Annotated in this window: 21 protein-coding genes and 1 pseudogene; 12 read left to right on the forward strand and 10 right to left on the reverse strand. The window is 68.2% G+C overall.

Translation table 11 applies throughout. The annotated features are described in order from the left end of the window. The first annotated feature begins 20 nt into the window (after positions 1–20). From ACFQBT_RS19425 to mptB, 5 genes are read left to right on the forward strand one after another with little or no spacing between them, the layout of a single operon-like run. A complete protein-coding gene (locus ACFQBT_RS19425; RefSeq protein ID WP_377825284.1) occupies positions 21–836 on the forward strand; it encodes a glycerophosphodiester phosphodiesterase in 816 nt (271 codons plus the stop codon). Next, positions 833–1,261: an ATP-binding protein gene (locus ACFQBT_RS19430; RefSeq protein ID WP_377825286.1), complete on the forward strand. Its 429-nt coding sequence runs from the start codon at positions 833–835 to the stop codon at positions 1,259–1,261. The genes ACFQBT_RS19425 and ACFQBT_RS19430 overlap by 4 nt, the downstream gene beginning before the upstream one ends. Positions 1,262–1,281: 20 nt before the next feature. Next, positions 1,282–2,151, forward strand: coding sequence for a DUF5926 family protein (locus ACFQBT_RS19435; protein ID WP_377825287.1), 870 nt, complete (start codon positions 1,282–1,284; stop codon positions 2,149–2,151). Next, entirely contained in the window at positions 2,148–2,828 is a 681-nt protein-coding gene (locus ACFQBT_RS19440; protein ID WP_377825289.1) for a glycosyltransferase family 2 protein, read from the forward strand. Before ACFQBT_RS19435 ends, ACFQBT_RS19440 begins: the two co-directional genes overlap by 4 nt. Next, positions 2,801–4,315 carry a polyprenol phosphomannose-dependent alpha 1,6 mannosyltransferase MptB gene (gene mptB, locus ACFQBT_RS19445; protein ID WP_377825290.1) on the forward strand — a complete coding sequence of 505 codons (1,515 nt, stop codon included), beginning with the start codon at positions 2,801–2,803 and terminating at the stop codon, positions 4,313–4,315. Before ACFQBT_RS19440 ends, mptB begins: the two co-directional genes overlap by 28 nt. Here the strand turns inward: mptB and ACFQBT_RS19450 are convergent. From ACFQBT_RS19450 to ACFQBT_RS19470, 5 genes are all read right to left on the reverse strand, one after another. Then, positions 4,251–5,921 carry a bifunctional aspartate transaminase/aspartate 4-decarboxylase gene (locus ACFQBT_RS19450; RefSeq protein ID WP_377819808.1) on the reverse strand — a complete coding sequence of 557 codons (1,671 nt, stop codon included), beginning with the start codon at positions 5,919–5,921 and terminating at the stop codon, positions 4,251–4,253. The genes mptB and ACFQBT_RS19450 overlap by 65 nt on opposite strands. Before the next feature lie 10 nt (positions 5,922–5,931). After that, on the reverse strand, positions 5,932–7,659 hold the full coding sequence (aspT, locus tag ACFQBT_RS19455) for an aspartate-alanine antiporter (RefSeq protein WP_377825292.1): 1,728 nt from the start codon (positions 7,657–7,659) through the stop codon (positions 5,932–5,934). Between the two features lie 27 nt (positions 7,660–7,686). Next, positions 7,687–9,375 (reverse strand): aspartate-alanine antiporter, encoded by a 1,689-nt coding sequence (gene aspT / locus ACFQBT_RS19460; protein WP_377819812.1) that lies wholly within the window; start codon positions 9,373–9,375, stop codon positions 7,687–7,689. A gap of 84 nt (positions 9,376–9,459) precedes the next feature. Next, positions 9,460–10,269: a GNAT family N-acetyltransferase gene (locus ACFQBT_RS19465; protein WP_377819813.1), complete on the reverse strand. Its 810-nt coding sequence runs from the start codon at positions 10,267–10,269 to the stop codon at positions 9,460–9,462. Between the two features lie 126 nt (positions 10,270–10,395). Further along, positions 10,396–12,423: a DUF2339 domain-containing protein gene (locus tag ACFQBT_RS19470; RefSeq protein WP_377819814.1), complete on the reverse strand. Its 2,028-nt coding sequence runs from the start codon at positions 12,421–12,423 to the stop codon at positions 10,396–10,398. Between the two features lie 73 nt (positions 12,424–12,496). Between ACFQBT_RS19470 and ACFQBT_RS19475 the strand changes: the two genes are divergently transcribed. From ACFQBT_RS19475 to ACFQBT_RS19485, 3 genes are read left to right on the forward strand one after another with little or no spacing between them, the layout of a single operon-like run. Then, positions 12,497–12,721, forward strand: a complete 225-nt coding sequence (locus ACFQBT_RS19475; protein ID WP_377819815.1) for a hypothetical protein — start codon at positions 12,497–12,499, stop codon at positions 12,719–12,721. Beyond that, positions 12,664–13,158, forward strand: a complete 495-nt coding sequence (locus tag ACFQBT_RS19480) for a hypothetical protein (RefSeq protein WP_377819816.1) — start codon at positions 12,664–12,666, stop codon at positions 13,156–13,158. Before ACFQBT_RS19475 ends, ACFQBT_RS19480 begins: the two co-directional genes overlap by 58 nt. 25 nt (positions 13,159–13,183) lie before the next feature. Beyond that, entirely contained in the window at positions 13,184–14,410 is a 1,227-nt protein-coding gene (locus ACFQBT_RS19485) for a glycosyltransferase 87 family protein (protein WP_377819817.1), read from the forward strand. Here the strand turns inward: ACFQBT_RS19485 and ACFQBT_RS19490 are convergent. Next, the gene (locus ACFQBT_RS19490) at positions 14,301–16,409 is read right to left on the reverse strand and encodes a hypothetical protein (protein WP_377819818.1); all 2,109 of its coding nucleotides are present in this window, start codon (positions 16,407–16,409) and stop codon (positions 14,301–14,303) included. The two genes, ACFQBT_RS19485 and ACFQBT_RS19490, sit on opposite strands and share 110 nt — an antisense overlap. A gap of 18 nt (positions 16,410–16,427) precedes the next feature. After that, the gene (locus ACFQBT_RS19495; RefSeq protein WP_377819819.1) at positions 16,428–17,069 is read right to left on the reverse strand and encodes a TMEM165/GDT1 family protein; all 642 of its coding nucleotides are present in this window, start codon (positions 17,067–17,069) and stop codon (positions 16,428–16,430) included. A 90-nt stretch (positions 17,070–17,159) separates the two neighbouring features. On the opposite strand from ACFQBT_RS19495, the pseudogene ACFQBT_RS19500 reads away from it, so the two are divergent. Beyond that, positions 17,160–17,584, forward strand: a pseudogene (locus ACFQBT_RS19500) (DUF4446 family protein). Then, entirely contained in the window at positions 17,584–18,501 is a 918-nt protein-coding gene (pheA, locus tag ACFQBT_RS19505) for a prephenate dehydratase (protein ID WP_377819820.1), read from the forward strand. The pseudogene ACFQBT_RS19500 and the gene pheA overlap by 1 nt, the downstream one beginning before the upstream one ends. Here the strand turns inward: pheA and ACFQBT_RS19510 are convergent. Next, on the reverse strand, positions 18,498–19,235 hold the full coding sequence (locus ACFQBT_RS19510) for a class F sortase (RefSeq protein ID WP_377819821.1): 738 nt from the start codon (positions 19,233–19,235) through the stop codon (positions 18,498–18,500). The two genes, pheA and ACFQBT_RS19510, sit on opposite strands and share 4 nt — an antisense overlap. A 57-nt stretch (positions 19,236–19,292) precedes the next feature. After that, positions 19,293–20,099: a diacylglycerol/lipid kinase family protein gene (locus ACFQBT_RS19515; RefSeq protein ID WP_377819822.1), complete on the reverse strand. Its 807-nt coding sequence runs from the start codon at positions 20,097–20,099 to the stop codon at positions 19,293–19,295. Between the two features lie 144 nt (positions 20,100–20,243). Between ACFQBT_RS19515 and serS the strand changes: the two genes are divergently transcribed. After that, the gene (serS, locus tag ACFQBT_RS19520; RefSeq protein ID WP_377819852.1) at positions 20,244–21,554 is read left to right on the forward strand and encodes a serine--tRNA ligase; all 1,311 of its coding nucleotides are present in this window, start codon (positions 20,244–20,246) and stop codon (positions 21,552–21,554) included. Positions 21,555–21,572: 18 nt separating this feature from the next. After that, a complete protein-coding gene (locus tag ACFQBT_RS19525) occupies positions 21,573–22,847 on the forward strand; it encodes a sensor histidine kinase (protein WP_377825294.1) in 1,275 nt (424 codons plus the stop codon). 7 nt (positions 22,848–22,854) lie between these two features. Here ACFQBT_RS19525 and ACFQBT_RS19530 read toward each other — a convergent pair whose 3' ends face one another. Next, complete coding sequence (locus ACFQBT_RS19530) at positions 22,855–23,244, reverse strand: hypothetical protein (RefSeq protein ID WP_377819824.1); 390 nt, start codon at positions 23,242–23,244, stop codon at positions 22,855–22,857. Between the last annotated feature and the right edge of the window lie 86 nt (positions 23,245–23,330).

The raw sequence follows: 23,330 nt of genomic DNA on the forward strand, positions 1-23,330 counted from the left end.
GCTCCAACGCAAGTGCCAGAATGACCCGTGTGACGCTGTCCGGGAAACCGCCGCGGGTGATCGCCCACCGTGGTTCCAGCCACTCCGAACCCGAGCACACCCTCGGCGCCTATCTGCGGGCCATCGATGAAGGCGCCGACGGCCTCGAATGCGACGTTCGCCTCACCGCCGACCAGCACCTGGTGTGTGTGCACGACCGCCGGGTCAACCGCACCTCCAACGGCGAAGGAATCGTCTCGGAGCTGGAGTTGGCTCAGCTGGAGGGCCTGGACTGGGGTAGCTGGAAACGCGAGCACCCCGATGAGTCGGAGGAGCCGGACCGCCACCACGCCCAGATCCTCACGCTGCGCGAGCTGATCCGATCGGTCCTGGCCGCTGACCGCCCGCTGGAGCTGGTCATCGAGACCAAGCACCCGACCCGCTGGGCCGGCGACGTCGAACGCAAACTGGTCTCGGTGCTGCGCGAATACGACTTGCTCAATCCCGCTCCCGACAAACCAAGGGTGCGGATGATGTCCTTCTCGACCCGGGCCGTCGCCCGCTTCGGCCGTCTGGCTCCGAACCTGCAGCGGGTGCAACTGATCGAAGTCGGCGCCGGACTGCGGATGATCGATTTCTTCCCCGCCGACCTGCCCATCGTCGGGCCGCGCCTGGGCATCATCAAGCGCTTCCCCGAGTTCGTGGCACGCCAGCACGCCGCCGGCCGCGAGGTCCACGTCTGGACCGTCGACCAACCCGAGGACGTCGCGCTCTGCCTCGAGCTGGGGGTGGACGCCATCATCACCAACCGACCGGCCGACGTACGCTTCGCGGTGAGCCAGCAGGGGGTTTCATGACCGACAACGACGGACAGGACGCGCACGTCCGCACGGTGCGCCTGGCGTGGGATCTGCAGTCCGTGCCGCGGATCCGCAGAGCAGTGCTGGAGGACCTGGCGGGTACGACGGTGCCCGAGCAGGTGATCCAGGAGACCGAGCAGGTGGCCTCCGAGCTGGTGGCGAACGCGATCCTGCACGGCAAACCGTTGCCCGACGGCTCGATCCGGGTGCACTGGAAGGTGCGTCCGCCGCGCGTCGAGATCGAGGTCTCCGACGGCGGTAGCGGCAAGACACCGGCCCCCAAACCGTCCGCGGAGTGGGCGCGCAGCGGCCGCGGTCTGCGCATCGTGCGCTCCCTCGCTCACGAGTGGGGAGTCAGCGACGAGGACGGCCGCACGACCGTCTGGGCGGCGCTCGGCGGCCCTTCGCGGCGCCGGATGTAATCCCCCTACAGTGGAGCCTCATGGGCAAGGCTTCTCGGCGGGAACGCAAGGACCGTAAAGACAAGGTTGTACCGGCGCCCTTCGTCGCGCGCCCGTTCGAGGGCCTGGCGGGGGAGACCGACTGGGTCGCGATGCGCGAATTCATCCCCGCCGCGACCGCCAGTGTCGATTTCACGTACGCCGGCCGGTCCGGTCAGGCGACTGTCGCCACCGTCCTGCCACTCGCCTGGCCGGCCCTTCATCGAGCGACCGACAACGGCGGCCACGTGCTGATCGCGATGCAGAGCGGCGGAGGTTCCGGCGATGCCAGTCGTGATCTGGCCGCCGCACTCATCGCTGCCCTGGAGTTGGAGCCCGGCCAGCCGCTGACGGCAGTGCCGAGACCGACCTTCGACACGCCTCGGCTGCAGGACCTGATCACCAGCACGACCTTCGAGCCGACCCTGTACGACGGCTTCGACTTCTGGGTCGAGGACGGCGACCTCGACGATGACGGCAAGGCCTCCTTGGAACGCGCCAACGAAGCAGTCGCTCTGACGCGGCGGCTGGCGCCGGACCAGTCGGCCTACTGGTGCCGGGTCGGTGACCGCAGTTTCGTGCGGTGGGTGCTGGGTTGCGATGAGGACACCGCCACCAACGCGCTCGCCCGGCTGATCGCCGCAGACGAGGCCGGTCTCGGCGAGGGACGGCTCCTGGGTGCCTTCCGGGCCAGCGGTCTGCTGGTCCCGGTCTGGGAAGTGGACACACAACTGGAGCCCGAGGCCGTGGTCGACGACTTCTCCTCTGTGACAGAGCGATTCGAAGACCACGTCGCGGCCGACGAGCCGCTCGATGTCGAGCAGCGCCGCGCGCGGGATCGCCTGGTGAGTAGGCAGCTGACGATCCGGTGAGTCTGGCCGCCATCATCCCCGCCAAGGACGAGGCGGAACGCATCACCGCTACTGTCCACGCTGTCCGCGACCTCGGTGCCGAGGTCGTCGTCGTCGACGACGGCTCGTCCGACGACACGGCGCGTCTGGCTCGGGCGGCGGGAGCGACCGTCGTGCGACATCGGCGCAACCGGGGCAAGGCGGCTGCCCTCACGACCGGTCTCGCGCAGGTCGGAGCGGCCGATCGGATCCTTTTCGTGGACGCCGACCTGGGTGAATCGGCCACGGCCGTAGGAGTACTGGTTCCCCCTGTAGCGGACGATGAGGCGGACATGACCATCGCCGTCCTGCCGCCGCAGGGACCGGGCGGTGGGCACGGTTTCGTCGTCCGGCTGGCCCGTGAGGGGATCCGTCACCTCACCGGGTGGGAGGCGACCCAGCCGTTGTCGGGGATGCGCTGCCTGAACCGAGCCGCGTTGCGGGCCGGCTCACCGCTCGCGGCGGGCTGGGGCGTGGAAGTCGGCCTGACCGTTGACGTCCTGCAGGCCGGTCTGCGGGTGCGCGAAGTGCCGTGCGACCTGCGGCACCGGGTCACCGGGTCGGACTGGCGCGGGCAGTTGCACCGCGCCGCCCAGTACCGCGACGTAGCGCGCGCCCTCGCCGTACGTCGATGGCGCGACTTCCGGTCAGCGTCATGACCCGGGTGCGCACGGGGCTGCTCGTCCTGTCCTTCGCGATCCTCATCGCGGTGGGCATCGCCGGGCCGTCGGCGGCGAAGCCGCCTCTGGGCCCGCGGGGTTGGGCACCCGGAACGCTCGACTGGCAGCTGTCTCCGACCAGCGTCAGCGTGCTGCTCTACATCGCCTTCATCGCCGGCGGCGTGGGTGTGATCCTCGCGCTGCTGAACCCGCCGACGCGGTTGTGGGGATGGGCGCTACCGGTCGGGCTCGGCGTACTCGCTCTGCTGACCGGACCGTTCGGCTCGGCCGATCACGTGAACTACGCGGCCTACGGCCGGATCGCGGCACAGGGCGGCGACCCCTACGTCGAATCGCCGATCGGCTGGCACGGCGGCCTGGATCCGGTGACCGCCTCGGTACAACCGCCGTGGCAGCACACGCCGAGCATCTACGGACCGTTCGCCACCATGCTGCAGGCGATATCGTCCTTCGTCGGGGGCCAGAACCTGCGGGTGACGGTGTGGATCTGGCAGGTCTTCATCGTGCTCGCCTGGCTCGGCTGCCGCTGGGTGCTGCTGCGACTTGCCCCTGCCCGACGCGGTCGCATCGACCTGTTGTGGACGTTCAACCCGCTGGTCTTCGGGATCCTGGTCCTGGGCGCCCACGTTGATCTGATCGCCGGATTCTTCGTCGTGGCAGCGATTCTCGCCGCCCGTCGCTCGCCGTGGCTCGCCGGCGCTTTCGTCGGAGCAGCCTTCAGCACCAAGGTGACCTACGGCGTGGTCGGCCTCGCGCTGGCGTGGGCGTGGTGGCAGGTGGATCGGCGCAAGATCGGCGCTCGCGGCACCTGGATCCTGCCCGGGCGCCTGTGGTCGCTGCTCGGCGGGGCACTGCTGGTGATCGTGCCGTGTTACGTCGTAGCCGGTCCGCACGTGCTGCACCAACTCGGCGCGGCCGGTGGCTCGTTCTCCTACGCCTCGCCGTGGTCGTTGCCGATCCGGTTGCTGCGGGTGATCGGCCTGCCTGAATGGCTTGTCACCACGATCGTGTTCGTGCTTGCGGCGGCGGCGATGGTATTGCTCGCGATGGGGTTGTGGGCGGTGATCCGGCACTACGGCCTGGCCGATCGGATCCCCGATCCGCTGACCCGGTACGCCGTGGTGATGACGTTCGTGCTGTCGACGGCGTTCGCGTTCCTCGCGCCCTACACACTGCCGTGGTACGACGCGACAACCTGGCTGCTGTTGCCGCTGCTGATGTCGTTCGTGTGGGACCCGGTGTTCGTCGTACGCGCGGTGATCATGGCCCTGGCCTACGCGCCCGGCCGGGCCAGCGGGTTGGACCAGAGCACCGCCAACTGGACCCTTGGCTTCCGGGAGAACGTCGCGCCGTACCTGGGTTGGGTGATCGTCGCGGCGTTCGGGTGGTTGGGGTGGCGGTCTATTTCTTCCCGGTCTGATCCTTCGCCTTCGAGTCCTCCCAGTCCTGGGCGTATTCGTCCATGATCGTCTGCAGATGGTGGCCGATCTTGAGATAGTCCAGGTCATCGAGGTTGGCCAGGGACACCCGAACGGACCACTCCGGCCCGTCGAAACCGCCGCCGTTGAGCAGCACCACACCCGTCTTGGCCGACAGGCGGAACAGCGGATCGACCGGCTCGTAGTTGGCCTGCAGGAAGTCCACGAATTCCTGGCCCATCTTGAGCTGCGCCTCAGCGAGCAGGTCCAGTTCGATGTAATAGCCGGCGCGGTGCGGGTCGTCGTTCACGGTGAGCTGCACGCCCTCCAGAAGCAGGCCGAGGCGCTGCTGCACGATCTCCCGGACGCGGTACTTGTAGTCCTGACCCTCATCCAAGAGGTCGAAGATCGAGAACAGCACCATCATCATCTGCTGCGGCAGTGACAGACCGGCCGTGTGGTTCAGCGCGACCTGACGTGAGTCGGCGACCAGCCGGTCGATGAACTTGATCTTTTCCGGCTCCAGGGTCAAGGATCCGTACCGCTTGTTGAGGCGGTCTTTATCGGCCTGCGACTGGGCCGCGATCATCTCGTCGATGACGTTGTCGTCGTCCAGGCCGATGACGCCCAGCCGCCAGCCGGTCGCTCCGTAGTGCTTGGAGTAGGAGTAGACCAGCAGCGTGTTGCGCGGCAGATCGGCGGCGATGGAGTGGAACCCCTCGACGAACGTGCCGTAGACATCATCGGTGACGATGATCAGGTTGGGGTTGCTCGTCCCCACGATCTCGATGATCTGCCGCCGGGCCCGGTCGCCCAACTCCAGCGACGGCGGGTTGGAGGGGTTGACCATGCAGACCATCTTGATGTCGGGGTCGGCGAGTTTCGCGATCTCCTCCTCGGGGTACCGCCACTCGCGCACACCGGTCTCGGCGAACAGCGACGCCTCGACCCGCGTGACGTCGAAGCCGTACGTGTCCAGTTCGGGGATCTCGATGTACGGCGTGAAAACGGGTACCAGCAAAGCGATCTTGTCGCCGTGGTGCAGCAGGCCGTTCTTCATCAACGAGTCGAAGATGTAGCACATCGCGGCTGTGCCACCCTCGGTCGGAAACAGCTTGAGCGACTCGCCCGGGTTCTTGCCGGCGTACATTTCCTTGGCGAGGTAGGCGCGCAGGATGGTCTCGGTGTACTTCAGCACCCGGCCCGGCACCGGATAGTTGTCCGCGATCGAACTGTCGGTGAGTTCATGGACGAAGGCGTCAGCATCGAAACCGAAGGTGCTGATGGCGTAGTCGACGCTCCGCTTCAGCAGGTCGACGCCGGGTAGGTCGGGGTGTGTGTGCACGAAGGACTCGAACCGCTCGTGAGCTCCCGGTGCATCGGGCATTCCGCCCAGATTGTCGGCCGTCCAAACCCGGCGTGATTCAGCGATCGAGAAGTAGCCCAGGGCGTAGAAGGCTTCGCGCGGCCCGGTGGCAACCCAGTTGGGGTTGCCCCGACCTGCGTTGAGCATCTGCACGCTGGATTTGCCCTTCTGGCCGGGCTGGTCAGCCTGTGCCTCCTGAGCCAGTTCGATGAATTTGTTCTTGAGTTCGAAGGGGCTGAGCTGCGAAAGACGGTGAATCTCGGCCCGGGTGAAAGTCTGGGTGGTCATGGCGGGTCTCCTATCGGACGAGTCGTGTGTTCGGATCAGTGGTTGAGGATGACGATGACCGCCCCCAGATGGTCAGAAGGACATTGCTGATGGCGTAGGGGATCGTGTACCCCAGCGTGGGGATCTGCGATCGCGACGTCTCGTTGACCGCACCGATCGCTGCGGTAGTGGTCTGGCCGCCGGCGAGCACACCCATGAGGATCGGGAAGCGGATCTTTTGCACGTAGTGCCCGAACAAGAACCCCACGATCAACGGGATGACGGTGGCGATCGCTCCGAAGACCAGCAACCCCCAGCCGGCCTGCTTGAGACCGGACACGAAGGACGGACCGGCGTTCAAGCCCACGATGGCCACGAACACGCACAGTCCGAGGGTGTCCATCATCCATTGGGCGCCCGGCGGGACGTGACCGAACGTCGGGTATTTGCCGCGCAGCCAGCCGAAGACCAGACCCATGATGAGGGCGCCGCCGGAGGTGGACAGGGAGATCGGGACGCCGCCGACGGTCACCGCCAGGATGCCGAGGCAGCCGCCGAGGAACGTGCCCAGTCCGACCCACACCATGTCGGTGGCGAAGCTCGTAGGGACGGGTACGCCGATGGCTCTGGCCGCCGGGTCGACGAGGCGTTTGGGACCGGTCAGGATGAGCGTGTCACCGCGCTCGACCTTGGTGGCCAGCACGTACGGGTATTCCGACCCGGCCCGATAGAGCTTGTCGATGTAAACCCCGACCATGAACGGCTGCTGGCGTAGTTCGGAGATCGTGCGGCCCAGCTCGTGGTCGTTGGACGCGACGACGCGCATCGTCTCGCTGAGGTAGCCCAGCAGGGTGACGTCGTCGGTTTCCGGTCCGATATTGGTGCGGGCGTCGAAGTCCACCAGGTCGTGGCGCAGGGCGCTGACCGCGACGACGTCCCCGCGCTGCAGGACGGTGTCCTGGGTGTGGTGGATGATGGTCCCGCCGCGACGGACCCGCGTGATGTAGATCCGCCGTCCGTGCTGCTTCTGATCCTGCTCGAACTGGTCGATGGTCTTGCCGACGAGCTCGTCGTGATCCACGGTGTAGGCCCGAAGTACCGATTCCTCGTATGCGTTGCGGGTGTCAGGGTCGTCGTCGGGTGTGTCGAGTTCCTTTGACAGTTCTGCCGATTCGGCCGCGAGGTCGCAGTGGTAGAGCTTGGGCAGCACGTTGGCCAGCAGGACTGCGCACAAGATGGTGCCCAGCGGGTAGCACACGGCGTACCCGACGGCGACCAGGTTCTGCTGCTGCTGCACCTGCGCTGCGCTCAGGCCGGGCAGGTTGGCGATGGCATCGCTCGCGGTTCCGATGGCGGCCGACTGGGTGAGGGCGCCGGACAACAACCCGGCGCTCAGGCCCGGCCCGTAGCCGAGCATGGACGCGAACAGCCAACAGACCAGCAGGCCGGTGACGGCCACGATCACGGCATTGAGGACCTGAGGTAGGCCGTCCTTTCTCAGTCCCCGGAAGAACTGCGGGCCCACCTTGTAGCCGAGCGCGAACAGGAAGAGGGTGAAGAACAGGTTCTTGACCGTGCCGTCGATCTGCACCTTGACCTGTGCTCCGATGACCAGGCCGGCCACCAGGCATCCGGTGACGGCGCCCAGCGCGATGGAGCGGTAGTGCAGTTTGCCGGCGAAGAAGCCGATGGCGACGGTGATGAAGACCAGAAGTTCGGGGTGCGGCCGGAACACGTGGTCGGTCAGGAAGGTCCACACCTGGTGTACCTCCGGTCTCGACTCGGGTTACTTCGCCGCGACGAGCATCGCGACAAGGATCGGACCGGTGAGCGGGAGTAAGAAGTTGGAGAGCGCGTAGGTGATCGTGTAGCCCAGCATCGGCACGGAGCTGTCCGCGGTCTGGGTCAAAGAGGTGATGGCCGGGGTCGAGCACTGCTGGCCGGCGATGGCACCCAGCAGGATCGGGTCCTGGATCTTCAGGAGTCGGCGGCCCACGATCAACGAGATGGTGGCCGGGATGAGCACCATGCCGATCCCGGCGAGCGGTAGGAGCAGGCCGTGCTGTTTGAGCATGGGGAGGGCTTCGGGGCCGGCGGCGAGGCCGGTGCACGCGATGAAGATCGACAGACCCAGATCTTTCAGTGTGGTGGCCGCCTGGGGTGGGTAGGCGCCGATCACCTGGGTGCGCGATCGGAACCACCCGAAGATCAGCCCGGAGACCAGGCAGCCGCCGCCGGTGCCCAGCGACAGCGGCACGTCTCCGAGCTTGACCGACAACTGGCCGATCAACGAGCCGACGACGATGCCGAGACCCAGGTAGATGTAGTCGGTGGCATTGCTGGTGACCGTGACACCGATCTTCTTGATCAGCCGGTCGATCGCGGCGCGGGCACCGACGAGCGTGACGATGTCGCCGCGTCGAAGCACCGTGGCCGGCGTGACCGGAAGGTGTTGATCGGTGGAGCGGATCAACTCGGTGACGTAGACGCCGGAGCCGCGCAACGCGCCGTACTCGTCCTGCATCTGCTCCAGGGTCTTGCCGTCGACCTCCTTCTGCGTCAGCGTCACCTGTTTGGTGGCCACCCGGCTCTGGGATTCCGGGTCTCCGGCCACCTCCGGACCGATGACCGAGTCCGCCTTGATCTCCGCGGTGCGTTCGCCGACGAGCAGAAGTGTGTCACCCGATTGCAGCACCAGGTCGGAGTCGACGGTGAGGTCGGGCGCCCCGACACGACGTACCGACTCGACCGAGACGTCATCGTTCAGATCGGACTCGATGGCCGCGACGGTTTTGCCTGCGGCTTGGGACACCTGGAAGGTGCGTCCCACCAGAGCGGGGGCGGCGACCACCTCACCGGAGGCGATGGCGTCGCTCGAGCCGCGCATCGATCGAGCGATCTTGGCGCACTCGTCACGAAGGTTGATCCGCAGCAGCAGTGGATAGATCTGGCTGGTCAGCAGCACGATGGTGATCAGGCCGAAGAAGTAGCAGACGGTATAACCGGTGGCCACGTTGTTCTGGTACTGGGTGATCTGTTGGGAACTCAGACCCGGGACGTTGCCGATGGCCTCTGTGGCCGTGCCGACGACAGCGGACTCGGTCGCTGCGCCTGCGAGAATGCCGGAGGCCGTGCCCAGGTCGAGTTTGAAGGCCTTGGCGAGGAAGAAGGCGATGGCCAGCACGCTGACCATCTCGATGAGGCACAAAACCAGGAAGCGCAGGCTGCGCTTGTTCAGGTTGGCGAAGAACTGCGGGCCGGCCATGTAACCCAACGAGAAGATGAACAGGGCGAAGAAGACGACCTTCACGTCGTTGTCGACCTTGACGTGCTGGGTCCCGATCAGCAGCGCGACGATGAGCGTCCCGCAGATGCCGCCGAGCTTGATCGGGCCGAGGTGCAGCTTGCCGACGAGGTAGCCGCCCGCGATGCATAGGAAAATGGCCAGTTCGGCATGGTCCCGGAGTAACGACATATGCCTGCCCCGATCCGCTCATCATTGCTGTGACCTGCGGTTACCTGTGGCAAGCTACGCCCGGCTCACATCGACCGGCGACCTTCAATCACCCATACGGGTGAGTGGTGAACTGTGCACGTACGGCGTGGTCTCGGCGACGTGTTGCAGCCCCAGTTTGGTCAGGATGGGCCGGGAGTCCGGTGAGGTGTCCAGGCGCATGTAGCGGTAGCCACGGTCGATCGCACGTTGCGCCCGCCAGGTGACCGTCGAGCGGTAGATACCCTTCCGCCGCCACCGGGGCAGCGTCGAACCGCCCCACATGGACGCGAAGTCGGTGCCCGGGGAGTACCGGCACCAGGCGGCGCAGAGGACCGGAGTCTCGCGGTCCTGCTCGACGAGGACGACGTCGAGGCTGGTCGGGTCGGCCTCCTTCTCGCGGCGCAGCTCCTCGGTCATGTCGCCATCGCGCGGACCCCAGATGGTCTGCATCAACTCGTGGATGCGGTGGTAATCCTGCGGCGAATCCGCCTCTCGCAGAGTCACACCCGCGGGGAGCGCCACCCCGTGCACAAGAGCAGCGGATTCGCCGAGCAGCAGCGCTTCGTCATCCTCCTTCTGAAAACCATTGCTTTGCAGGCGGTTTCCCAGATCAGCCGGCTCGTCGTAGGAGTACGTCTTCCACTCCACGCGCTCCCCGCGAGCGGTGAAGAACGCTGCCGTCCGGGCGATCCAGTGATCCGGATCGTCACCGAGCCCTTCGGGTGACTCGACCATGGCGTACGACGCCCCCGGCGTGACCGGGTAGCGGCGCCGGACCGGTCCGTCCAGGTCCCGGACGATCCCCGGCCCGCCCTCTGACTCGCGGTTCGCCAGACGGATCTGCTGGTGGAACTGCTGCAGCAACGAATTCACGTGGCCACCTTGTCAGAGGGCTGCCGTGGTGCACGACCAGATTTTCGGCTCTGTCGTCACACATCGTGATGCGGGGGCTGCTGGGGGCAGCGACTTGTGGCGATGTCGTCACACATCGGGCAGAAGTCACGCGGTGGTCAGCGGATCGCGGGTGGCCAGAACTGCTGCGAACGGGAACGCGATCAGTGCCGCGATGGCTGGGATTCCGACCCCGGAATCGTTGATACACATAGCTATTGCGCACATCACCAGGACGCCGATCGCAGTCTCCCGCAGGAACGGCACCTCCTCAGCGCCGACCCGGGTGTCGGCCGCGACCTCCAGCGGCTCGGAAAGACCCACGGCGTCGCCCAGTCGCCGGGCCCACGACCACCCGGGCTGGTTGGGCCGGCCCGCCAGCCACACGACGTACCCGCAGAAGATCAACGCCAACGGGATCAACGGACTGACCGGAGTCGCCACCAGCAGGCGCAGGTTCGCCCCCAGTTTCTCCCCGACGATGCCGCCGGAGCCGTCGAAGAGACCGGCGAAGAAGCGGCCGAGATAGCTGCGTGACGACGCCGGCCGCAACGCGTCGATGACTCCCGCGATCACCGCCAGCAGGACCGCGACGCCCACGATCAGTGCTAGTCGTCGCCAGGACAGCGAGCGGCCCAACGACAGGACCACCATGATGCCGCCGGCAATGAGCAGGGGCGGCGGCCCACCGAAATCGGCGCCCCACATCGGGGCGGCCAGGACCAGCACCGCTGCGCCGCAGAGCAATCCGATGGTCCAGGCACCGAGGCGGCGTTCGTCGACCGCGATCAACCGGCCGCCGAGCAGCCCCGCGAGCAGCAGCACGGCGGTCGCGAAGATGGCGTACCCGGCGTTGCCCATCCCGTAGTAACGGCCGCCGTACTCCGGCTGCAGGCCCAGCATCGCCGGCAGTTGCAGCGACGAGCCGTGCATGACGTCCAGCGCCAGTACCGCCGACGAGACCGCACCCACTGTCACCCACGGCGAGCCGATCCAGCGCCGCCACGGTCCCGCGTAGGCGATCGCCACGATGACCCCGGCCCAGAGCAGTGAGAGCACCACGAGCCACAGTGCCGGCGCCGGCCACCGCGACCAGGGCAGCAACCCGGCCAGGAAGGTGCCGATAGGGACGGCGGCGAGAAACGCCAGTGCGGGCCGGGTCCAGCGGGGGCGGCTGCGCACAACCATCGCGAGCAACCCGACGAAGAGCACGGCCCACGCGAGCCAGAACCACACCAGGACGGCGTGATTCACCGAGACCGCCCGGGCCAGGGCGGCGTTGTTCGCGGTCGCGGTCACGGCGTTTTGCGGGGTGGGGACCACCTGCAGCGGCGAACCGTGCACGCCAGCCGGCGGCGAGGACGCGCCCAGCGTCTGCAGCATCGTCGCCGTGAGATCGGCCGTCTGGATCAGGGCCGGTTGCTTGGTCGAAGCTGAGCGCAGCACCCCGGCCGGGACCCCAGTGCCCAGGGCGTAGGCCAACCGCAGACCTGCGTCGTCGGACGACCCGTCGGACAGGCCCGTCACGATCAGCGTCGCCGTGGCGGGCAGTTTCCCCACGATGGTGTTGAGCTCGGTGGCCGATGCTGTCACCAACGTGACTGCACAGGTCGTGAACGATGCCGTCGCGAGCGAGGCCGCGTAATGGGACACGCGACCGGTCGAATCCGCCGCGGCCAGAGCCGCATCCGGTCCGACTGCTTCGATGCAGCGACCGTGCCGGGTCGCGGTTGCGCCGAGCAGGCCGATGCCGGAGTCCGCGGATCGCCACTGCGCCCAGGACGGCCAGGTCGCGGTGCCCCCGCTCACGACCGGGGCCGGCGCAGCGCACCCGGCCGCGTCGACGCCGTGTCCGGCCCCGAGCGTGAGCCAGGCACTCGGCGTACACGCGGTGGATCCCACGGTGTGCACGACCTGGTTGGCGGTCGCGCCGTAGTCGAGCACCTGCCACAGGTCGGGGGTGCGGGTGGCGGAGACGTCGGTCCAGGCCAGTCCGGGTACGGCGACCAGCACCACCGAGCCGCTCGTCGCCACCGGCTTCGGGTCGGGCTGGGCGGTCACGAGCCCGGTCATGCCGTACGCGACGGCGAACAACGCGGCGATCGACACGACCGCGATCACCCAACGCCGCACCACGGCCCGAGACTAATCGACCGAGGCTGTGGATAACTTCTGCGGTCGATGAGTCGGCGCCGATACCGTCCCGGCCATGGAGACGCGAAAGGTGCGCCGCGGACTGGCGGTCGCAGCGGTAGGGCTGACGTTGTCGGGCTGCAGTACGACGGTCTCGGTGCCCGGGGCGTCGACCACGCGTAGCTCGACGCCCCCGAAGGGCACGGTCGAGGACTACACGCTGCAGATGGCCCTGCCGGCGCAATGGGGGCCGTCCTGCGCAAGGACGTCGCCCGGGCCCAGCAGGACCTGGTCCATATGAGCGTGTGGCTGGTCGGCGGCCAGGGAGAGCAGCCGGCCGACCTGACCGTGACCCACGAGATCGATACGGCGCCGCGGGCCGGCACGGATGTCTCAGCCGCGCGTGAACGTGCGCTGATCGGCGAAGGGATCCTGCAGTACAACGTCGACCCCACCAACATCTGGGACTTCACCCAGGGCCGGGGACATAGCTGTTTCTCCGATTTCACCCCGAAGGTGCCGGTCACGCGCTGGGAGCAGCACGGCCTCATCGGGTTGCAACTGCAGTGGACGTGCGTCGCGCAGGTGCCGGTGCGGGCTTGGGCCGTGATCGCGTTCGATCCGGCCGGGGTAAAGCACCGCATCACCATCACCGCCACACCGGCCTACTGGGCCGCGCACCAGGGGCAGATCGACACGGTTCGAGCGTCCTTGACGGCTACGGCCGCGCCGCCGTGATCCGGGGACAGGGCAGAATGCCGGGGTGACCGTTGCCGCCCGCCCGTCCCGTTGGATCTGGGCGGCAGCCATCCTTGTCGCGTTGATCCGTCCGTACATGCTGATCAACCACTTCGTGGTACAGACCCCGCCGACCCGGTGGCTGGTCGACCTCGAGGTGTACCGCAACGCCGGCATCTCCAACCTCATCGGCCGGCCCGTCTACGCGGCCGTGACCGCGCCGCCGCAACTGCTGCCCTTCACCTACCCGCCGATCGCGTCCATCTTCGCCATCCTGCTGGCTCTCATCCCCTTCGGGCTGGCCGGATGGTTGTGGACGCTGGCCCAGTTCGCCGTACTCGCGGCCCTGGTGTGGTGGCTCTTCCGGGAGCCGGCCCAGCGCTGCGGCCGGTGGTGGCCGCTTGCGCTCGCCGGGATCTGGACCGCGGTGGGCTGCCTCCAGCCGGTCGGCGACGGCATCAGATTCGGTCAGGTGGACATCTTCCTCATGGCGCTGGTGCTCTTCGATCTGGGTGAGCGCAGCGGCCGGATCCCGCGCGGTGTCCTGATCGGGCTGGCTACCTCGATCAAGCTCACCCCCGGCATCTTCATCGTTCACCTCCTGGTGACCCGGCAGTGGCGCGCCGCCGCCACCGCCGCCGCAAGCGCGGCCGGCTTCACGCTGGCCGCATTCTTGTTGTTGCCGAACGCCAGTTTTGCGTTCTGGGGCGGCGCCCTACAGGACCCCGACCGACTGGGCCTGAACGACGGCACGTCCAACCAGGCGTTGCGGGGGATCCTGCTACGAGCGCACTGGGACTCCAGTGCTCTGTGGCTGGTCCTGGTGCTGATCGTCATGGTCGTCGGACTGGGTATCGCCCGACGCGCGCACCGCCGCGGGTGGTTCTGGCACGAGGCGGCCGCCGTGGGCATCGTGGGGGTTCTCATCTCGCCGGTGTCGTGGATCCACCACTTCGTGTGGGTGGTGGTGGCGCTCGCAGCGCTGTTGCAGGTCCGCAAACTCCTGGCCGCCGCGATTGTCTGGGCGCTGTTCACGATGCCGCTGCCGTGGTGGGGTCAGTGGCGACTGCAGCAGGGTCTGGACTTCCCGGCCTCCTCCAGCGGCAATCCCGGCTGGCAACTGCTCAACGACAGTTACGGCCTTATCTCAGTGCTGCTACTCGGCGTTCTGGCGTGGTCGCTCCCGGCGGTACGTCGTCGAGCCGCCAGGCCGGACTCGCCGCGAGAAGCACCGTCAGCGGTATTGCCATGAGCAGTCCCGCTGGCGGGATGGCGGTCCCGGAGTCGTTGCTGACGAAGCCGATCAACCAGCAGACCGCCGCGGCCGCCAGACCCCGGTCGTAGAACGTCACCTGCTCGAACAACGGGCGCAACGGGCGGCCCAGTCGGGAGTTGGGCAAGCCCAGCGCGATGATTGCCAGCACCAGCAGCACCGGCACCAGCAGGTTGACCGGGGACGAGACCAGCATCGTCCAGTTCGCCTGCCAGATCCGGGCCAGCGGACCGGCGGAGCCGTCGTGGATCACCCCGGCCATGAAATCGCCCAGGTGGGTGCGGTTCTGCGCGGGCCGGAGGTAGTCCAGGAAGGCGAGCCCGAGAACGAACGCCCCGCTGACCACCAGGATCAGCAGGATCCGCCGCCAGGTCACCCGTCGCCCGGCGGCGTTCAGCGCCAGGTAGGCGAACGCGGGGATCAGGGCCGCCGTACCGCCGCCGTCCGCGCCCCATCCCGGGTAGCCGTCGACGACCACGACGGCCGCACCGATCAACAGGACGGTCAGAACCGCCAGCGGCCGGGCCCCGCGGTCCAGTAATGCGCCGGCCAGCGAGGCCGCGACCAACAACCCGCAGGTTGCATAGAACGCGTAGGAAACGTTGCCCATGCCGTAGAACCGGCCGCCGTACACCGGCTGCAGACCCGTGAGCGAGGTCAGCTGCAGCGCCGAGCCGTGGACGACGTCCAATCCGAGTACGACGAGGGTGAAGGCCCCGAGGAAGACCGTCGGTCCGCGTCGGTAGCGCCCCCAGGGTCCGAGCAAGGCGGCTGCCGCGATGAACACCGCTCCGGCGAAGGTGAAGATACCCAGCACCACCCGGGGCTGGTCGGCGCGCCACCAGGGCAGGAAGCCGACGAGCAAGGTGGCCACCGGCGTCGCCGCGACGACCGCCGCGGTACCGGCGAAGTAGCGTCGCAAGCCCCGGCTGAATCCGGTCCGGCTCAGCCACCACCACACCCCACCGATGGCGCAGGCGATCGCGGTCCCGCCGAGGTAGCACACGAAGAACGGCAGCACGAACGCGTGCTCGATCTGCAGCGCCGTGGTGAACTGCGTGACCCGGACCACCGGCGCCGTGGGGCTGCCGGTGGGCTGCACGACGGGCGCGCGACCCTCGGGCAGGGTGGGAGCGGCCGACCCGATGCGCGACAGGGTCAGCGCTGACAGGTCGGTGGTCTGCAGCAGCCCCACCTGTCGGGTGGAGGCGGAGGTGGCCAGGCCGTGCCGCACGCGCGGGCCGATGATGGCCACGGCGCGCAGGGACTCGGGTGTGGTGTCGTCGGCGGCCCCGGTGACCACGAGCGTCGTCTTCGCCGGCAACCGGGCCAGGAGTTGCGACAGGTAGCGGTCGTCGGGTCCGTCCAGGCCGATCAAGGTCACCGGACAGGTCGTGAGCGACACGTCGTCGACGCTGCGCTGGTAGTGCGCGATCCGGCCGGTCCGGTCGGCCGCCCCGAGAGCGACGTACTTGCCGGCGGCCATGAGGCACTGCCCGTGGGCTTCCAACGACGAGGCGACCAGCCCCAGATCGGTGGTGGTGCCGGCGCCGGGTGCTGAGGCGCGCCACGTGGCCCAATCCGGGTAGTAGGCGCCCTCGCCGTCCTGCACCGGCTGCAACTCGGGACTGCAGGTGCCCGGTCGAGCGCCGGTGGGCGTTTCACCGACCGGCTGGCCGATGGTCGTGCGCGATCCGGCGCCGAAGGTCAACCAGGACTGGTTGCTGCAACTGTGCGCCGTCAGGTTGCGGGTGGTCAGGGCGGCGACCGCGCCGGTGCGGGCCATCGCCCACAGCGCCGGCGTCGTATGCGAATTCGCGCCGTCGAAGGTCAGGGTGGGCATCGACACGATGACCAACCGGCCCGGCTGCTTGATCGTCTGGACCGCGGGCCGGGCCGACAACGCGCTGATCGCGGCCGACGCCGCACTGATCCCGAGCACGACGACGGCCACCGCAAGAAGCCAGCGCCGGATCACCCCGCAAGGTTAAGCGGCTCAGATAGGTAGCCAGGACGGCAGCGAGACCCCGAAGAGTCCCAACGCGAGCAGGACCGCGAACAGTGCGCAGACCAAACCGCCGACGAGCCGGATGATCGACAGGGGTACGTGGTCGAGCAGTTTGCGGCCCAGCAGCACCGCCAGCCCCGACACCGCGGCCAGCGCCAGGAACGCGCCGACACCCACACTGAGCGCGACACCCAGGCCGCCGCCGCTCTTGGCCACGAAACCGGCGGTCGCCAACTGGGACAGGTCGCCCCATTCCGCCAGGAAGAGGATCAGGAACGACGCGGTCACCGCGTGGAAACCGGACGCGGGCCGGGTCGTCTTCTGCTCGAACTCCTCCTCGGTCTCGGCCTCTTCGGCGGAGGCGTCCTTGGCACTGCGGATCAGCAGGACCGCGGCGATCGCGAACAGCACCATCACCACGGCATGCACCGGCTTCTCCGGCAACCGGCCGATCAGGCCGCCGAACGCGACCGCGACCACCGTCTGCACGAGGAAGGCCGCGCACACCCCGATCCAGACCAGGATCGGCCGGTAGCGGGTGGCCAGGACCAGGGTCGCGATGAACGTCTTGTCCGGCAGTTCGACCAGGAAGATGGTCACGAAGACGGTGACCATCAGCCCGATATCCATGACCCGCGAAGTCTACCTACGCCGTACCCTCGATCCGTGCAAACCGCCCTGCTCGCGCTGGCCCTCACCCTCGCCGTGCTGGCGCTGCTGGTGGCGGCGGCCGCGCTGTTGCGGTTGCGCGCGATCCAGCGGCAGTTCACGGCGTTGTGGCCCCCGGACCAGCGACGTGACGCGCTCGCGGTGCTCACCCGCCAGGCCGATCGCAGTACGGCGATCGAGCGGCACCTGGGCGCCCTCGCCGCGCGTGTCGACGGGCTCACACCGCACGTGGCCGCCGCCCTGCGGCACGTCGCGGTCGTGCGGTACGACGCGTTCGGCGATTCCGGGGGCAGCTATCGTTCTCGGCGGCGCTGCTGGACGACTCCGGCGACGGACTGGTCATCACCTCGATCCACGCCCGCGACGAGTCGCGCACCTACGCCAAGGGTGTGCTCTCCGGGCGCTCCGAGGTGAAGCTCACCCCCGAGGAGCAGCAGGCCATTGCCGCCGCCCGCACCAACCGGAAGGACGCCTGATGCGCTACGGATACTTCGGTCCCGAGGGCACGTTCACCCAGGCGGCTCTGCTGTCCTGGCGGCCGGCGCAGGGCGCCGAGCACGTGCCCTTCGCCACCGTCGACGCCGCGTTGCGCGCGGTGCAGTCCGGCGACGTCGACTCCGCGATGGTGCCGATCGAGAACTCCATCGAGGGCGGTGTCCCGGCCACCATCGACGCCCTCAACGCACTGCAACTGGTGATCGTCGGGGAAGTCCTCGTGCCCATCACCTTCGTGCTGGTCGCGCCGTCCGGTACGACGCTCGCGGACATCCGCACGATCGGCACCCACTCGCACGCCTGGGCACAGGTGCGCGGCTGGGCGGCAGCGAACACTCCCGGCGCGACGTACGTGCCGGCGCTGTCAACTGCCGCCGGGCCCCAGGCACTCGAGGCGGCGCTCGCGGCCGGTGAGCCCGCGCCGTACGACGCAGCCGTCTGCGCTCCGGTCGCCGCCGGCGGCCTCGAGGTGCTCGCGGAGGACATCGGCGACAACAAGTCGGCGGTGACGCGGTTCGTGCTGGTGGCGCGGCCCGGTTGGCTGCCGACACCGACCGGCTTCGACAAGACCACGCTTGTGCTCTACCAGCACTCCGACCGGGCCGGGGGCCTGCTGGAGTTGTTGGAGCAGTTCGCGACCCGCGGAATCAACCTGACCCGATTGGAGTCGCGGCCGACCGGTGCGGCGATGGGTAGCTACTGTTTTTCGATCGATCTGGAGGGGCATCTGCGCGACGAACGGGTCGCGGACGCCCTTCTCGGACTGCGGCGGACCGCCGCGGACGTGCGTTTCCTGGGTTCGTACCCGCGGGCCGATCTGCGAGCTGCCACCGTTGAACCAGCCGCCACCGACGCAGCCTTCGCCGATGCGCGGGAATGGCTGCGGTCGCTGGGTTAGGAGGCGGCCGGTTCGGCCCAGACCAGGTAGTTGTTCAGGTGGTGCTGACCGATGAGCGGGCTGTTCTTGTCGCAGGTGATGAGCACCAGGACCGGTGACGAACTGCCGCCCCACACCTGCTGGTCGGTCGTGACCTTCGTCTTCAGCTCGGATCGTTTGTCGGTGACCGTGTAGGTCAGGTGGCGCCCGTCGGTGCAGGTGATGTCCACGGGTGCACCGGTGCGCACCCGGTCCAGGTCGTAGAACTCATCCGGGCCGTCGTAGGTCACGTGGCCGGCGATGACCGTGCGACCGCTGGTGCCCAACTGGGCCGATTTGTCGTACCACATGGTCGTTTTCGGCGGCGGGTAGATCTGCCCCTGGGCGTTGGTGCCCATCGCCACGACCTGCTCGCCGTCGATGCCGACACTGCTGACGGACAACCGCGCGGGCACGCAGCCGTTGCCGACCGGCATCACGGAGGTCGGCGTGCTGTACCCGGTGGGGTTCGGCAGGACGCTGCCGGCTGTAGCCGTCGAACCCGTGCTCGTGCTCGGGGAATGACCGGTCGTGGCGCTGCCGGCGGAGGAGGTGGCGGTGGTCGAGGTGCTGGTCGGTGCGGAACTGCTCGTCGCGGCGGTGCCGGTGGTGCCGCTCGGCGTACCCGATGAGGAGTTCGAAGCCCCGCCACCGCACGCGCTGAGCGTGAGTGCGGCCGCGGCCAGGACGGCGGGGGCGAGCAGGCGGCGAGTCATGCTCAGAGTGTGCCTGGTGAACCTGGCCGCTCCGACGCCGCCCGGGCCGGCGGCGGATCAGCCGCGGACGCTCAGCGCGCTGGGCAGCACTTCGAGGCGTACGCCGATCGCACTGCCCAGGTGGTCGCCGTCGATCTCGATGGGGGTCGGCGTACCGGCTCGCAGGTCGACGGCTTCGGCGACCCGGCGTTCCACCGCGTGGGTCGAGCGTTTGGAGCGGCTCAAAATGCTGGTGACGACTTTCGGCCAGCCGAGGGCACCGCCGGCGCGGATTATGACGGCGTCCAGCTCACCGTCGTCGAAGCGGGCACCGGGCATCAGTTGCACCCCGCCGGTGAGGAGTCCGCACGAGCCCACGATGACGGTGGTGACCTCGGTGTCGACCGGTTGATCGGCATCGAAGGTGACGGTCATCGGGATGTGGTTGTGCCGAATGTGCCGCAGCCCGTTGACCGGATAGGCCAGCCAGCTCAGCCTGGCCTTCAGGGCCTCGGGGGTGCCGCCGAGGATGTCTGCATCGAGGCCGAATCCGGCCATCACCAGGCCGTATTCGGGTTCGCTCCACCCACCGGAGCCGTCGCGGTCGATGGTGATCCGCATGACATCGATGGGCCGGGGAGTGCCGGTGAGCGCGGCCACCAAGCCGTCCTGGAACCGCCGGTGCGGCAGCTTCATGTTGCGGGCCAGCAGATTCCCGGTACCGGCACTGAGCAGTCCCAACGGGACCCCGCTGCCCAGAGCACCACTGGCCACCGCGCGGACGGTCCCGTCCCCGCCGTACGGGCAGACCAGATCGGCACCGTGCTCGATGGCCTGGATCGTTTGACCGCGCCCGGTGTCCTTCGCGGTGGTCTCGAACCACATGGGTTCCCCCACCCGTGGCGCTCGAAAACGCCGCGGGCCTGCGATCGCAGGGTGGCGGCGTCGGACACCTTGGTCGGGTTGACGATCACCGCAGCCGTGGGCATGACCGCAACCTATCCCAGGGCCAGGCTAGCCTTGTCGATCGTGATCGACATCAAGGTGTTGCGGGAGGACCCGGAGCGGGTCAAGGCCAGCCAACGAGCCCGGGGAGCCGACGAGTCCCTGGTGGACCAGATCCTGGCGGCCGACTCCGCGCGACGCAACGCGCTGTCGCATTTCGAGGAACTGCGCTCGCAGCAGAAGTCGGTCAGCAAGCAGGTCGGCGCCGCGATGGGCCAGTTGAACGCCGCCCGCAAACGCGGCGAGGATGTCACGGCCCTGCAGCAACAGGCCGAGCAGGCCCGCGCCGACGCGGCCGCCCTCGCGGCGCAGGTGAAGTCGCTGGAGGCCCAGGCCGACGAACAGTCGGCGACCTTCGAGGCGCTGTTGAAGAAGGTCGGCAACATCATCGTCGACGGTGTACCCAGCGGCGGGGAGGACGACTACACGGTCCGTGAGGTCGTGGGTTCCCCGACGCAGTTCGATTTCGAGCCGCTGGACCACCTGGCCCTCGGCGAGAAGCTGGGGGCGATCGACATGGAGCGGGGCGCCAAGGTCGCCGGCTCGCGGTTCTACTTCCTGACCGGTGTCGGCGCCCGGCTCGAACTGGGTCTGTTGCAGATGGGTCTGGCCTTCGCGGTGGAGCACGGGTTCACCCCGATGATCACGCCGTCGCTGGTCCGGCCGGACATCATGACCGGTGCCGGGTTCCTCGACGAACACGCCGATGAGGTCTACCGGCTCGAAGCCGACGACCTGTACCTGACCGGTACCTCGGAGGTGGCGCTCGCGGGCTACCACGCCGACGAGATCATCGACTTGTCGAAGGGGCCGAAGCGCTACGCCGGCTGGTCGACCTGTTACCGCCGCGAGGCCGGCTCGCACGGCAAGGACACCCGGGGGATCATCCGGGTGCACCAGTTCCAGAAGTTGGAGATGTTCGTCTACTGCGATCCCGCGCAGGCGCAGGCCGAGCACGAGCGGTTGTTGGGCTGGGAGCGGGAGATGCTGGCCAAGATCGAGGTGCCGTACCGGATCATCGACACCGCGGCGGGCGATCTGGGCAACCCGGCGGCGCGCAAATTCGACTGCGAGGCGTGGGTGCCGACCCAGGGTCGGTACCGCGAGTTGACGTCGACCTCGAACTGTACGACGTACCAGGCCCGCCGCCTGAACACCCGGTTCCGCACGGACGAGGGCAAGTCGGAGATCGTTGCAACGCTGAACGGCACGTTGGCGACGACGCGGTGGCTGGTGGCGATTCTGGAGAACCACCAGCAGTCGGACGGCTCGGTCCGAGTGCCCGCCGCGCTCGCGCCGTACGTCGGTGAGGATGTCCTCAAGCCGGTCACCTGACCTGGCTAGCCTGGCCCGGTGGCGACAGTTGGGGCGTTTTTCGGTGTCGGAGATCCATGGCGTCGACCGCTTCCTTCGCGTTGGTGGCGCCGGGATATCGCGATTGCGGTCGGCTTCCTGGTGGTGGGAGCGGTCGGTCTGGAGCTGGAACGCAGCCTGGGCTCGCTGAGCCAGATCGCCGCACCGGAAGTGGTGCAGCACCTGCCGCTGGTACTCGCGGGTGTGCTCATCGTGTGGCGCCGGCGATTCCCGGTGGCGACCGTCGCAGCCATCACGGTGCTGTGGCTCGTGACCGGGATCCTGCTACCGCCGCTCGCGGTGAGCCTCGTGCTGCAATTCCTTTTCCTCGCAGTCTTCTACGCGGCAATCGCCTGGGGTGCGCCGCGTGGCCGGACGGTGGCGGTCGTGCTGTTGTGCGTCGCTGCGTTGATGGTGTGGGTGACTGTCGATCTGGTCCACCGGACCTCAAACGGTGCCTCGTCTCCGGGCCCGTTCCCCTATGCAGCTGCGCTGACCGGTTACATCTACCTGATCAACGCGATCTACTTCGGCGGCGCGATCCTGGGTGGAGCGCTGGATTGGCGCAACGCCCGGCAGCGGGCCGCGCTGGCCGGCCAGGCGGGGCTGATCGAGCGACAGGCCGCCGAGTTGCGTGACCGGTCGGTCGTCGACGAACGCGTCCGGATCGCCCGCGAGCTGCATGATGTGGTCGCGCATCACGTGGCGCTGATGGGCGTGCAAGCAGCCGCCGCGCGACGCGTGCTCACGGTTGATCCGCCAGCAGCGGCCGGTGCGCTGGAAACCGTTGAGTCATCGGCCCGTTCGGCCGTCACCGAGATGCGCTCCCTGGTCGGAACGTTGCGCGGCGACGACGCCGAGTCGAGGACTCCGCCACCGACGTTGGCGGACGTCCCGGCGCTGGTAGCCCAGTTCGACACGCTGGGTCTTGGCACGACGTACGTGCTGGTGGACGTCGATGGCCTGGCCGAGCGGGTGCCCGCAGCAGCGGGTTTCGGGGTGTATCGGGTAGTGCAGGAGGCGCTGTCCAACGTGCGCGCGCACTCCTCCGCGACGTTTGCGTCGGTGACTGTGCGTGTCGTGCGGGCCGGAGATGGCGCGTACGTCGAGGTGGAGGTTCTCGACGGCGGCTCCACTCTGGCGGGGACCGCAGGGACGGGCCTGGGGCTGCAGGGCATCCGCGAACGCGTCGCCGCCCTCGGCGGCGAAGCGGACATCGGTCCGCGGGCGACCGGAGGGTTCCGCGTGCGGGCGCGGATCCCCTTCCTGGTGTAGGTCGGGTTCACCCGGCGACGGGGTGGATGATGACGTCCCGCCGCAGCAGTCGCTGGAGCATGCCGGACAACTCGTCGACCTCGTTGTGTCCGATCCCCATGGGCACCGTCACCAAGGCATCAAAAGGTGGCTCGTCGACGGCTTCGACCAGCGATTCACCGAACATCCAGGCGGTCGCTTGGTCAAGCCAGGCCCGCTGCGTCGCGTCGTCGTCCGACGACGAGACGTGAACTGGCGCGGCATCAGGCGGGCAGGCCTCGAGGAGAAGCGCCCGATCGAGGCGTTGGACGTCAGCGAGTTTCGTGGCACCGAGCTGTTTGGTCACCGCGGGCTGACTGATACCGAGTTGACGTGCGACGGCCGAGTGCGTGATGAGGACGAAGGTCGCGGCCCGCACGAGGAGCAGACGGGACCAGCGAGCAACGTCCTCGGCGCCGGGTCTGAAGCCATACCGTCACCCCACCAGGGCAAGCCTGTGATCGC

It is taken from the genome of Branchiibius cervicis (assembly GCF_042661605.1).
Taxonomy (GTDB): Bacteria; Actinomycetota; Actinomycetes; order Actinomycetales; family Dermatophilaceae; genus Branchiibius; species Branchiibius cervicis.

Coding starts and splice junctions, on each gene's coding strand:
- ACFQBT_RS19495 (WP_377819819.1), bottom strand. CDS start 17,069: ATGGATATCGGGCTGATGGTCACCGTCTTCGTGACCATCTTCCTGGTC.
- pheA (WP_377819820.1), top strand. CDS start 17,584: ATGCGCTACGGATACTTCGGTCCCGAGGGCACGTTCACCCAGGCGGCT.
- ACFQBT_RS19435 (WP_377825287.1), top strand. CDS start 1,282: ATGGGCAAGGCTTCTCGGCGGGAACGCAAGGACCGTAAAGACAAGGTT.
- ACFQBT_RS19510 (WP_377819821.1), bottom strand. CDS start 19,235: ATGACTCGCCGCCTGCTCGCCCCCGCCGTCCTGGCCGCGGCCGCACTC.
- mptB (WP_377825290.1), top strand. CDS start 2,801: ATGGCGCGACTTCCGGTCAGCGTCATGACCCGGGTGCGCACGGGGCTG.
- aspT (WP_377819812.1), bottom strand. CDS start 9,375: ATGTCGTTACTCCGGGACCATGCCGAACTGGCCATTTTCCTATGCATC.
- ACFQBT_RS19450 (WP_377819808.1), bottom strand. CDS start 5,921: ATGACCACCCAGACTTTCACCCGGGCCGAGATTCACCGTCTTTCGCAG.
- ACFQBT_RS19480 (WP_377819816.1), top strand. CDS start 12,664: ATGGGGGCCGTCCTGCGCAAGGACGTCGCCCGGGCCCAGCAGGACCTG.
- ACFQBT_RS19475 (WP_377819815.1), top strand. CDS start 12,497: ATGGAGACGCGAAAGGTGCGCCGCGGACTGGCGGTCGCAGCGGTAGGG.
- ACFQBT_RS19430 (WP_377825286.1), top strand. CDS start 833: ATGACCGACAACGACGGACAGGACGCGCACGTCCGCACGGTGCGCCTG.
- ACFQBT_RS19515 (WP_377819822.1), bottom strand. CDS start 20,099: ATGTGGTTCGAGACCACCGCGAAGGACACCGGGCGCGGTCAAACGATC.
- ACFQBT_RS19425 (WP_377825284.1), top strand. CDS start 21: ATGACCCGTGTGACGCTGTCCGGGAAACCGCCGCGGGTGATCGCCCAC.